9 protein-coding genes are annotated in these 11,249 nt (G+C 68.4%); 8 read left to right on the top strand and 1 reads right to left on the bottom strand.

Going from position 1 to position 11,249, the window contains the following annotated elements:
• Nucleotides 1-232: 232 nt before the first annotated feature.
• The 8 genes from QM701_RS04775 (at nt 233) to QM701_RS04810 (ending at nt 9,882) form a co-directional block, all read left to right on the top strand.
• Entirely contained in the window at nt 233-2,005 is a 1,773-nt protein-coding gene (locus tag QM701_RS04775) for a DUF2291 family protein (RefSeq protein WP_415165945.1), read from the top strand.
• Nucleotides 2,002-3,537, top strand: coding sequence for a sugar ABC transporter ATP-binding protein (locus QM701_RS04780; RefSeq protein ID WP_415165946.1), 1,536 nt, complete (start codon nt 2,002-2,004; stop codon nt 3,535-3,537). The genes QM701_RS04775 and QM701_RS04780 overlap by 4 nt, the downstream gene beginning before the upstream one ends.
• 22 nt (nt 3,538-3,559) lie before the next feature.
• Nucleotides 3,560-4,669: an ABC transporter permease gene (locus QM701_RS04785; RefSeq protein WP_415165947.1), complete on the top strand. Its 1,110-nt coding sequence runs from the start codon at nt 3,560-3,562 to the stop codon at nt 4,667-4,669.
• Between the two features lie 56 nt (nt 4,670-4,725).
• The gene (locus QM701_RS04790) at nt 4,726-5,679 is read left to right on the top strand and encodes a D-ribose ABC transporter substrate-binding protein (protein ID WP_415165948.1); all 954 of its coding nucleotides are present in this window, start codon (nt 4,726-4,728) and stop codon (nt 5,677-5,679) included.
• A gap of 81 nt (nt 5,680-5,760) precedes the next feature.
• Nucleotides 5,761-6,804 (top strand): NAD(P)-dependent alcohol dehydrogenase, encoded by a 1,044-nt coding sequence (locus QM701_RS04795; protein WP_415165949.1) that lies wholly within the window; start codon nt 5,761-5,763, stop codon nt 6,802-6,804.
• A 225-nt stretch (nt 6,805-7,029) separates the two neighbouring features.
• Nucleotides 7,030-7,341 (top strand): Spx/MgsR family RNA polymerase-binding regulatory protein, encoded by a 312-nt coding sequence (locus QM701_RS04800; protein ID WP_415165950.1) that lies wholly within the window; start codon nt 7,030-7,032, stop codon nt 7,339-7,341.
• Nucleotides 7,338-8,201: an Hsp33 family molecular chaperone HslO gene (locus QM701_RS04805; protein WP_415165951.1), complete on the top strand. Its 864-nt coding sequence runs from the start codon at nt 7,338-7,340 to the stop codon at nt 8,199-8,201. The genes QM701_RS04800 and QM701_RS04805 overlap by 4 nt, the downstream gene beginning before the upstream one ends.
• A gap of 160 nt (nt 8,202-8,361) precedes the next feature.
• Entirely contained in the window at nt 8,362-9,882 is a 1,521-nt protein-coding gene (locus QM701_RS04810; RefSeq protein ID WP_415165952.1) for a YdgA family protein, read from the top strand.
• A gap of 52 nt (nt 9,883-9,934) precedes the next feature.
• Here QM701_RS04810 and QM701_RS04815 read toward each other — a convergent pair whose 3' ends face one another.
• On the bottom strand, nt 9,935-11,206 hold the full coding sequence (locus QM701_RS04815; RefSeq protein ID WP_415165953.1) for an L-serine ammonia-lyase: 1,272 nt from the start codon (nt 11,204-11,206) through the stop codon (nt 9,935-9,937).
• Between the last annotated feature and the right edge of the window lie 43 nt (nt 11,207-11,249).

The raw sequence follows: 11,249 nt of genomic DNA on the forward strand, positions 1-11,249 counted from the left end.
TATTTGTTTTACATGTGTATTAGTATCCCATAGGTCTTTTTCATTCGGTATAAAAACTACCTATGGCATATTAAATTTTTAATAAATTCAATTTGTTATAAACAACTCATTATTAATATCAGATACAGAAATAAGAAAAGTCTTAATTCAAAGTCATTTTCCAAACGATGAGAGAACTGCCAGCGCGACGCTGTCCAGCGTCGATCGAAACCAACCACGAGGAGAAGTCGCCATGAACTATCACGATGAGGAAATGCTGGCCGTGGTCTGCCACGCGCCCCGGAACTATCGGCTCGAATGGGTCAAGCGTCCGGCCGCCGGTCCACGCGAAGTGATCATCAAGATCCTGTCCTGCGGCATCTGCGCGGGCGACTGCAAGGGCTGGGCGGGCGCGCCGCGCTTCTGGGGCGACGAGCAGGCCGGCCGCCCGTCCTACATCAAGGCGCCGGTGATTTCCGGCCACGAATTCTGGGGCGAGGTCGTCGAGCTCGGCGAGGGCGCGGCCGACTTCCATCGGGTCCAACTCGGCGACCGCGTCGTCGCGGAGCAGATCGTGCCGTGCGGCCGTTGCCACTATTGCCGTACCGGCCACCGCTGGATGTGCGAAGTGCATGACGTCTACGGCTTCCAGCGCGAGGTCGCCGACGGCGGCATGGCCGAATTCATGCGCCTGTCGGCGCGCGCGGTCATCCACAAGATTCCCGACACGGTGTCCTTCGAGGACGCCGCGGTGATCGAGCCGCTATCGTGTTCGATCCATGCGGTGAACCGCGGCGACATCCAGTTCTCCGACGTGGTGGTGATCGCTGGCGCCGGGCCGCTCGGACTGTTCATGGTGCAGGCCGCCCGGCTGAAGACGCCGAAGACCCTGGTGGTGATCGACATGGCCGACGATCGCCTGGCGCTGGCGAAGAAGTTCGGCGCCGACGTGGTCATCAATCCGTCGCGCGAGGACGCGGTGCGCATCGTCAAGGACATGACCGACGGCTACGGCTGCGATGTCTATATCGAGGCCACCGGCCATCCGGGCGGCGTGACCCAGGGGCTGCAGATGATCCGCAAGCTGGGCCGCTTCGTCGAATTCAGCGTCTTCGGCCACGAGACGACGGTTGAACTGGTCGATCATCGGCGAGGAAAAGCACCTCGACATGCGCGGCGCCCATCTCTCGGGCGACTGCTACCCGGTGGCCATCGATCTGCTCAACCGGGGCCTATGCACCTCCAAGGGCGTCGTCACGCACAGCTACAAGCTCTCCGAGTGGGACGAGGCGCTGAAGGTCGCCCAGTCGATGGATTCGATCAAGGTGCTGCTCAGGCCTTGAAGGAGACGTCACGCATGAGATCCCCGCCCGCCCAATGCAGCCCGGACGCCATGACAGCGGAGCGCCGTGCCGGTCCGCGTCTGCGCCGGTTCGCGCTGCCGGCCGTCGCCGCCGTCCTGCTCGCCGCCATGGCGCTCGACACCCAGGTCGTGCCGGTCGAGCAGACGCACGTTAACGTCTTCTCGGCCGAAGCCTTCGGAAAGAAGGAATTCGCGCGCATCCAGGCCGAGATCGAGCAGGCCGCGGTCGACGCGAAAGACCTGGCGGCGGCGATCGCCGCCGATCCGGCCGCGGCCGGCGAAAAGCACGGCAAGCCCGGCGGCATCGGCCCGATCTTCCCGATCCGCTTCAGCGGCGTGGTCGGCGAGGGCAGCGGCGGCGTCTTCGCGGTCAGGATCGGCGGCATGCCGGGAAATGTCGGCGTCCGGGTCCAGACCGGGCCAGCGATCAACGGCACCGAGGTGCGCGACGCCACCGGCACGATCAGCTTCGGCCAATTCACCAACCAGATCGAATACCAGGACGCGGGCGCCGCGCTCAACGACGAGGTCAAGGCGCAGGTGCTCGCCGGCCTGGACCGCGACGCGCTGAGCGGCCGGACGATCGAGGTCGTCGGCGTGTTCCAGTTGATCAATCCCGCCAACTGGCTGGTCACGCCGGTACGCTTGAAGGTCGCGCCATGAACCCCTCGCCCGTGGACTCGCGCGCCGACGGCGAAGTCGTGCTGTCGGCCCGCAACGTCGCCAAATCCTTCGGCAGCGTGCGCGCCCTGAACGGCGTGAACTTCGACATCCATCGCGGTCAGGTCACGACGCTGTTCGGCGAGAACGGCGCGGGCAAATCGACGCTGATGAAGATCCTGGCGGGCATCCAGCCGCCGACCTCCGGCGAGATCATCCTCGACGGCCGGCCGGTGGTCCTCACTTCGGCGGCGGACGCGCGCGAGCGCGGCATCTCGATCATCCACCAGGAGTTGAGCCTGGCGCCGAATCTCTCGGTGCGCGACAACATCTTCATGGGGCGCGAAATCCGCACGCCCACCGGCGTCGACTTCGCCGAGGAAGCCCGGATCGCCCGCCGGTTGATGGCGGAGCTCGAAGAGGACATCGATCCCCTGACGCCGGTCGAGGCGCTCCGCCTGGGCCAGCAGCAGATCGTCGAGATCGCGCGCGCACTGTCGGTGAACAGCCGCATCCTGATCATGGACGAGCCGACCTCGGCGCTCTCGGCATCCGAGGTGGACGCCCTGTTCAAGGTGATCCGCGACCTGACCTCGCGCGGCGTATCGATCGTCTACATCTCGCACCACCTGGAAGAGGCGCTGCAGATCACCGACCACGCCGTCGTCCTGCGCGACGGCAACATGACGGCGAAGGCGCCGCGCGCGGAGATCGACCTCGCCTGGATCGTCCGCCACATGGTCGGCGACAACTTCGATCTCGGCAGCCCGCCGGGCGGCTACGAGTTCAGCGAGGTCGCGCTGTCGATCAAGGACGCGGTGGTCACCGAGGCCTCCGGCGCCAATGTGGTCGACCACCTGTCGCTGCAGGTGCGCGCCGGCGAGATCGTCTGCATCTACGGCCTGATGGGCGCCGGCCGCACCGAACTCCTGGAGGCAGTGGCCGGACGCGGCGAGCTGGTGAACGGGCGGGTGCTGCTCGAAGGACGGGACCTGGCCGGGCTGACCATCGCCGAACGGATCGCCCGCGGACTCGCGCTGGTGCCCGAGGATCGCCAGCGCGACGGACTGGTGCAGACCCTGTCGGTCGGGCAGAACCTGTCGCTGGCCAGCATCGGCGCGTTCGTCCAGGGCCTGTTCACCTCGACGCGGCGCGAGCGGGAACTGGTCGACGACGCGATCCGCCGCGTCACCATCAAGACCCGCGACGGAGCGGCCGCCATCGGCTCGCTCTCGGGCGGCAACCAGCAGAAGGTGGTGATCGGCAAGATGCTGGCCACCCATCCCAAGGTGCTGCTGCTCGACGAACCGAGCCGGGGTATCGACGTCGGCGCCAAGACCGAGGTGTTCCGCCTGGTGGCCGAGCGGGCCCGGCAGGGGCTGGCGGTCATCTACTCGACCTCGGAGGTCGGCGAATGCCTGGGCGTCGCGCACCGGATCATCGTGATGCGGCGCGGACGGATCTCGGCCGAATTCGGCGCCGGAGCAAGCAAGGAACGGATCATGGCCGCCTCCGGCGAAGCCGTGGCCGCATGACAAGGACCACAAGGAGGATCGCATGACCGCAGCGCAAAAAGTCGTCCAGGGCATTCCGCAGGCCGCCGCCGGGGACGGCTTCGACCTGGTGAGGCTGCTTCTCGAGGGACGGGCGTTCTTCGCCCTGATCGTCATCGTGGCGGTGTTCTCGCTGCTCTCGCCCGTCTATTTCTCGGCCGGCAATTTCCTGACCATGGCCTCGCACGTGGCGATCTACGGCCTGCTGGCGATCGGCATGCTGATCGTCATCCTGACGGGCGGCATCGACCTGTCGGTCGGCTCGACGCTCGGCCTGTGCGGCGTGGTGGCGGGCGCGCTGATGCAGGGCGTGCCCCTGAAGGCGCTCGGCGCGGTACTCTACCCGCCGGTGTGGGCGGTAGTGGTCATGACCTGCGCGCTCGGCGCCTTCGTCGGCGCGGTCAACGGCGTGCTCATCGCCTACTGCAAGGTGCCCGCCTTCGTCGCCACGCTCGGCGTCCTCTATGTGGCGCGCGGGGTGGCGCTGCTGCTCACCAATGGCCTGACCTACAACAACCTCGGCGGCGCGCCCGCGCTCGGCAACACGGGCTTCGACTGGCTCGGCTTCAACCGCCTGCTCAACGTGCCGATCGGCGTGCTGATCCTGGTCGTGGTCGCGCTGATCGCCGTCGTGCTGCTCAACCGCACCGCCTTCGGCCGCTGGGTCTATGCGACGGGCGGCAACGCGCGCGCGGCGGAACTGTCGGGCGTGCCGGTCAAATTCACCACGATCACGGTTTACGTGCTCTCCGGCGTCTGCGCGGCGATTGCCGGGCTGGTCCTCTCCTCGCAGCTCACCTCGGCGGGCCCGACCGCCGGCACGACCTACGAACTGACCGCCATCGCCGCCGTCGTGGTCGGCGGCGCGGCGCTGACCGGCGGCCGCGGCAACGTGCGCGGCACGCTGCTCGGCGCCTTCGTCATCGGCTTTCTCTCGGACGGGCTGGTGATCATCGGCGTGTCCGCCTACTGGCAGACCGTGTTCACCGGCGCGGTGATCGTGCTCGCCGTGCTGCTCAACTCGATCCAATACGGCCATCGGCCAAGGCGCGCCGCCACCGCGGCCGGCGCGCCGCCCCTTCCTCAGCGCGAGCCCGCAGGCAGGCTCGACTGATGAACTTCCGCCGTTCGCTCGGCACCGTGAAACGAAGCCACCAAGGAGACGTAGAAATGTTTGGGACGACTCGACGTAAATTGATCGCCGCGCTGCTGCTCACCCCGCTCATGGCCGGCGCCGCGCTGGCGCAGGGCAAGGGCCTGATGACCATCATCGTGCACGACCCGGCCAATCCCTACTGGTTCACCGAAGGCCAGATCGCCAAGGCCACCGCCGAAAAGCTGGGGTATTCGGCGGTCGTCGGCGCGCACGTCGGCGACACCAACACCGAGAGCAGGCTGGTTGACACGGCCATCACCAACAAGTCGGTCGCCATCATTCTCGACCCGGCCAACGCCAGCGGCTCGGTCGGCGCCGTGCAGAAGGCGGTGGCCGCCAACATCCCGGTCTTCCTGGTCAACGCCGAAATCAACAAGGAAGGCTTGGCCAAGGCGCAACTGGTGTCGAACAACGCCCAGGGTGCCGCACTCGGCGCGCAGCAGTGGGTGAAGATCATGGGCGACAAGGGCAAGTTCGTCGAAATCCTCGGCTCGCCGTCCGACAACAACGCCGCGACCCGCTCCAACGGCTACAAGACGGTGCTGAGCCAGTACCCCGGCCTGAACCGGGTCGCCGCGGAAGTCGCCAACTGGGACCGCACGCAAGGCCACAACAAGATGCAGTCCATGCTGCAGGCGCATCCCGACATCACCGGCGTGATCAGCGGCAACGACGAAATGGCGCTGGGCGCGATCGCGGCCCTGAAGAAGGCCGGCAAGCTCAAGGACGTGGTGGTCGGCGGCTTCGACGGCTCGCCAGACGCCGTGGCGGCGGTCAAGAGCGGCGAGCTGGCCTACACCGTCCTGCAGCCGGTGGCGACCTTCGCGGCGGCCAGCGTGCAGCAGGCGGATTCGTTCATCCGCACCGGGAAAACCGGGGCCAAGAGCGAGAAGCAGCTGTTCGACTGCCTGCTGATCACCAAGGAAAACGTCGGCAAGTACTCGTCCCCGTTCGTCCTGGACAAGTAAGCGACGGCTCGCGCGGCCGGCGCGGCGATGAAACCGCCCGCGCCGCGCGCGGCCCTTCCCCACCCACCAATGGAGCCTGATATGGGACTCACGATGAAAGCCGCGGTGATGCACGCCCCGCGCGAAATCCGCATGGAGGAACGCCCCCGCCCGAGCGCGGCGCCGGGCGAACTGCTGGTCAAGGTGCGGCACGTCGGCATTTGCGGTTCCGACATGCACTTTCTCAAGGACGGACGCCTGGGCAACTGGGTGGTCGACGCGCCGCTGATCCTGGGACACGAATCCGCCGGCGAGGTCGTCGAACTCGGCGCCGGCGTCCGCGGCTTCGCCGTCGGCGACACCGTGGCCCTGGAGCCCGGCGTGCCCTGCGGCGCGTGCCGGAATTGCATGACCGGGCACTACAACCTCTGCCCGGAGATGTCGTTCATGGCCATCCCGCACGAGCGCGACGGCGTGTTCTGCGAATACGTCTCGCACCCGGCCAAGATGTGCTTCAAGCTGCCCGCCAACGTCGGCACGCTGGAGGGCGGCCTGTGCGAACCCCTGTCCGTCGGGCTGTACGCCGTCGAGAAATCGGGCGCCCGGTTGGGGCAGAGCGCGGTCATCTTCGGGTCCGGATGCATCGGCCTGGTCACGCTGCTGGTCCTGAAAGCCGTCGGCGTGGTCGACGTCACCGTCGTCGACGTGGTCCAGAAGCGCCTGGACAAGGCCCTCGAACTCGGCGCCCGGCGGGTCATCCGCGGCGACTGGGAAGACGCGGTCGCCGCGCTGATGGCGACGGGCGGCTGCGACGTGGTCTTCGACGCGGCCGGCAGTCCGGTCACCGCCCTGCAGGCCACGCGGGTGGTCGCGCCCAACGGCGTGGTGGTGATGGTCGGCATGGCCGCCGATCCGGTCATCGGCCTGGACGTCGGTACGCTGGCCGCGCGCGAGGCCCGCCTGGAAACGATCTTCCGCTACCGCAACCATTACCCGACGGCGATCCGGGCGGTCGAATCGGGCGTCATCCCGTTGAAGAACATCGTCTCGCACGTCTTCCCGTTCGAGCAGATCGCGGAAAGCATCCTGTTCAACATGGACAACCCGAACGAAGTCGTCAAAGGCGTGATCAGCTTCGCCGACTGAGGCCCGACAGTACTGAATGCGTCGATTGGCGGGCGCGGCGCTGGACACGACCGCGCCCGCATTTTTTTCCGACGCATGGCTCGCCGACGGCGCGGCCGGCCCGAGCCGGGAGCCGGGAGGCGGCCTGCTAGAATGCGGGTAACGTCTCACACCGCCCAACGAACCATGACCCCGACCCCGCAAGAAACCACGTGCCGCATCTACGGTATCAGGAACTGCGACACCATGAAAAAGGCCTTCGCCTGGCTGGACGCCAACGGCGTGGCCTACGCATTCGTCGATTACAAGCAACCCGGCGTCGCCGAGGCGCGGCTGCCCGACTGGAACCGCCGCGCCGGCTGGAAAACGCTGCTCAACACGCGCGGGCTGACGTGGCGGAAGCTGGCCGAGGACGAACGCGCCGACGTCGACGAGGCCAAGGCCCTCGCGCTGATGGCGCGCCATCCGGCCCTGATCAAGCGGCCGGTGCTCGACACCGGCCAAGCCCTGCTGGTCGGCTTCGACGCCGACCGCTACGCCAAGGAACTCACCCCATGAGCGATACCGTGCGCCGCTTCCTGTTCGACGACCTGGACATCCGCGGCGCGGTGGTGCGCCTCGACGCCGTCTGGCGGCAGTTGATGACCGGACGCGGCTATCCCGCGCCGGTCGTCGACCTGCTCGGCCAGATGACCGCGACCACCGTGCTGCTGGCCGACAACCTCAAGCAGCCGGGCCGGCTGACCATCCAGCTGCGCGGCAGCGGCCCGGTGTCGCTGCTGGTGATCGACTGCAGCGAGCGGCTGAACCTGCGCTGCATGGCCCATCACGCCGAAGGCATCGCCGCCGCGCCGGCGCTCGACCTGCTCGGGCAGGGCCAGCTGACGCTGTCGCTGGACACGCCCGCGCGGCGCGAGCCCTACCAGAGCGTCGTGCCGCTCGAAGGCGGGACGATCGCCGAAGTCTTCGAAAACTATCTGCGCCGCTCCGAGCAACTGACCTCGCGCTTCTTCCTGGCCGCCTCGCCGGCCGGCGCGGCCGGCCTGTTCGTGCAGAAGATGCCCACCACCGACCAGCGCGATCCCGACGGCTGGGCGCGCATCGAGGCGCTGGCCGCCACGGTCCGGCCCGAGGAACTGCTCGGTCTCTCCGACGAGGATTTGCTGACCCGCCTGTTCCACGAGGAGACCGTGCGCGTGTTCGACGCCCGGCCGGCGACCAACGACTGCCCGCCGGACCCGGGCAAGGTGCGCAACATGCTGCTCGCGCTGGGGCGCGAGGACGTGTACGCCAACCTCAAGAAAAACGGCGTCATCGTCATCCACGACGAACTCTCCAACCACGAGTACCGCTTCGCCAAGGAGGACATCGACCTCCTGTTCAGCCGCACGCCGGAAACGCCGAAGTCGGTGCACTGAGTCCGCCCCGCCCGCCGATGCGGGTGGAATCATCGCCGGAACGCGCGGCGGGCCACTTCGCCAGCACGATGGGATACAATGCCTGCGGCATTCGCCGCGCGCAGCGGCGAATGCCGTCACGAACGTCCGGCACCGCGCCGCAACCCGTCAGGAGACCGCATTGAAGCGAAAAAACATGACCCTCGCCGTTCCCTTGGCCGCCGTGGCCGTGCTGGCCGCCGCCTACCCGGCGTCCGCGTGGTACTTCGGCCGGCAGATCGAGGCGGCGCACGCCGAACTCGACGCGCAGCTCGCCGCGCTGCCCTACCTCAAGCTGATCCGCCATGACTACGAACGCGGCGTGTTTGACGCCAGCGAAACGCTCACCGTCGAATTCTCGCCGCTGTTCCGCATGCCGGTCGTCCCGCCCGCGCCGGCCCGCCCGCCGGCGGACGGGGCCACGCCGGAAGCGCCGCAAGCGCAGCCGGCCGCCCCGGCCCCGGCGCCCTTCCCGCCGCTGCGCGTCACCTTCAAGACCGCCGTCCGGCATGGCCCCTTTCCGGACTTCAGCGCCTTTGCCGCCGGCAGCGCCACCACCGTCGTCGAGTTCGACGAGGCGATCCAGAAGATGGTGCTGGAAGCCTTCGGCGGCAAGCCGGCGGCGGAAATCCGGACGCTGTACGACTTTTCCGGCGGCGGCCGGGGCACCATCGCCAGTCCGCCGTTCAAGCTCGTCCTGCCCGGCCGGACCGAAGGCAGCACGGCCACGCTGTCGGGCGACGGGCTGGAAATGACCGTCGATTTCACCCGCCGCATGGAACGCTATTCGATGCAGGGCAGCGCTCCGCGCTTCGAACTGGCCGACCCGGACGGCCCTCGCCTGGCCCTCGCCGGCCTGAGCTTCGAAGCCCGCCAGCAGCGCGTCTTCACCGACGAGCCGCTGCTCTACGCCGGCTCGCAGCGCATCGCGCTGGCCGGATTGACCGTCGCACCGGGCCAGGCCGACGGCCAGGCGAAAGGTCCGGCGATCGCGCTCAAGGGACTCCAGTACGACGAGCAGACCGCCGCCGACGGCGAATTCATCGACCTGACCGTGCGCAGCGGCGCCGCCGGCGTGCGCGTCGGCGAGCAGGACTACGGCCCGGCCGCCTACGATTTTTCGGTCAAGCATCTGCACGCCCGCAAGCTGATGGCGCTCTACCGCGACATCATGGCGCTGTACGCCAAACCGCCGGAAACGCTGCAGGATCAGCAACAGCTGCTGCAGGCCGTGGCGCCGATGAAGGACAAGTTCGTCGGGCTGCTGCTCGACGCCCCCGTGCTGTCCATCGACCGGATCGCCTTCCGCCTGCCCGAGGGAGAGGCCAAGCTCAGCGCCAGCGTCCGGCTGGCCGAAGCGAAGGCCGAGGATTTCGCCAACCCGTTGATGCTGGTCCGCAAGCTCGACGCCGCCGCCGAAGTGGTCATGCCGAGCACGCTGGCCGTAAAGCTGGCCGGCGGCAAAGCGGAAAGCGAGGAGGCGGCGCGCGAGGAGGCCGAGCGCAAGGTCGACGCCTTCGTCCGGCGCGGCTACGCCACGCTGGAAAACGGCATGCTCAAGAGCCGTCTCTCGTTCAAGGGCGGCCAGCTGCATATCAACGACCAGCTGTTCAACCCGATGGACATGGCGGCGCAGGCGCCGCAGGAAGAAGCGGAACAGTAGGCGCCGCGCCGGAGCGGGCGGGGGACGCGCCCCGCCGGCCGGCAGCGGCCGCTCAGCTGCCCATGCCGGCGAACGGCGACGGCTTGCCGCCCAGCCCGGTCATGCGATAGACCTTGGCGAGGCCGCCCTCGGCGGTCTCGCGGTAGCCGGCCTTCATGTCGCGGCCGGTCTCCCACATGGTCTGCACCACTTCGTCGAAGGACACCAGGTGCTGTCCGTCGGAAAGCAGCGCATAGGTCGCGCAGTCCACGGCGCGCACGGCGGCGATGGCGTTGCGCTCGATGCAGGGGATCTGCACGTAGCCGCCGATCGGGTCGCAGGTCAGCCCGAGATGATGTTCCAGGCCCATTTCCGCCGCGTATTCGATCTGGCGCACCGAACCGCCGAGCAGTTGCGCCGCCGCCGCGGCGGCCATCGCGCAGGCCGTGCCGACCTCGCCCTGGCAGCCGACCTCGGCGCCGGAGATCGAGGCGTTGCGCTTGACGAGATTGCCGACCAACCCGGCCGTGGCCAGGGCGCGCATGATCTTCCGGTCCGGCAGCCGCGACTGCCGCTGCAGGAAGAGCAGCACCGCCGGCAGCACGCCGCAGGCCCCGCAGGTCGGCGCCGTGACCACCTCGCCGCCGGCCGCGTTTTCCTCGGACACCGCCAGGGCATAGGCGAACAACAACGCCGTCTTGCCGAAATGCCCGGCCGCGCCCCGCGCCCGCGCGTGGTAGGCCGACGCCTTGCGCGGCACCTGCAGCGTGCCCGGCAATCGTCCTTCGGCGTCGAGGCCGGCGGCGACGGCCTGCTTCATCGCGCTCCAGATGCCGGCGAGAAAGGCATCGATGCCGTCGCCCTCGCAGCGGCGCACCACTTCCCAGAAGCCGAGCCGCTCGCGCTCGCAGAGATCGAGGACGTCGCGCATGCAGACGTAAGGATAGACGTCGCCGCCGGCGTCGGCGCCGAACGGCGCGCCCGCCTCGTCGAGCAGCGCGCCGCCGCCCACCGAATAGACGCTCCGCGCCAGCAGTACGTCGCCGCCATCGCCAAGCGTCTCGAAGCGCATTCCGTTGGGATGGCGCGGCAAGGTCTCCTCCGCGCGCCAGACGATCTCGACCGGCAGCGGCACGAACGGCCGGCCGACGGCGACGTCGGTCAGGTGCCCCCGCCCGGTGGCGGCCAGGCTGCCGTACAGCGTGACGCGGACCCGCGCCGCCGCGCCGAACACGCCGGCCTGGAGCATCTCGGCCCGGAACGATTCGGCCGCGCGCCGCGGCCCCATGGTGTGGCTGCTCGACGGGCCGATGCCCGGACAGTAGAGTTCTCTGAGCGATTTCATGGGCGGCATTGTACCCGTGCCGCTGCGGCCGCCGCGCGTGGCA

The sequence above is a fragment of the Propionivibrio sp. genome (genome assembly GCF_047602565.1).
GTDB lineage: Bacteria > Pseudomonadota > Gammaproteobacteria > Burkholderiales > Rhodocyclaceae > Propionivibrio.

Excerpts from the sequence above, each read along its gene's own strand:
- QM701_RS04780 (WP_415165946.1), top strand. The coding sequence starts at position 2,002 with ATGAACCCCTCGCCCGTGGACTCGCGCGCCGACGGCGAAGTCGTGCTG.
- QM701_RS04800 (WP_415165950.1), top strand. The coding sequence starts at position 7,030 with ATGAAAAAGGCCTTCGCCTGGCTGGACGCCAACGGCGTGGCCTACGCA.
- QM701_RS04815 (WP_415165953.1), bottom strand. The coding sequence starts at position 11,206 with ATGAAATCGCTCAGAGAACTCTACTGTCCGGGCATCGGCCCGTCGAGC.
- QM701_RS04805 (WP_415165951.1), top strand. The coding sequence starts at position 7,338 with ATGAGCGATACCGTGCGCCGCTTCCTGTTCGACGACCTGGACATCCGC.
- QM701_RS04795 (WP_415165949.1), top strand. The coding sequence starts at position 5,761 with ATGGGACTCACGATGAAAGCCGCGGTGATGCACGCCCCGCGCGAAATC.
- QM701_RS04785 (WP_415165947.1), top strand. The coding sequence starts at position 3,560 with ATGACCGCAGCGCAAAAAGTCGTCCAGGGCATTCCGCAGGCCGCCGCC.
- QM701_RS04775 (WP_415165945.1), top strand. The coding sequence starts at position 233 with ATGAACTATCACGATGAGGAAATGCTGGCCGTGGTCTGCCACGCGCCC.
- QM701_RS04790 (WP_415165948.1), top strand. The coding sequence starts at position 4,726 with ATGTTTGGGACGACTCGACGTAAATTGATCGCCGCGCTGCTGCTCACC.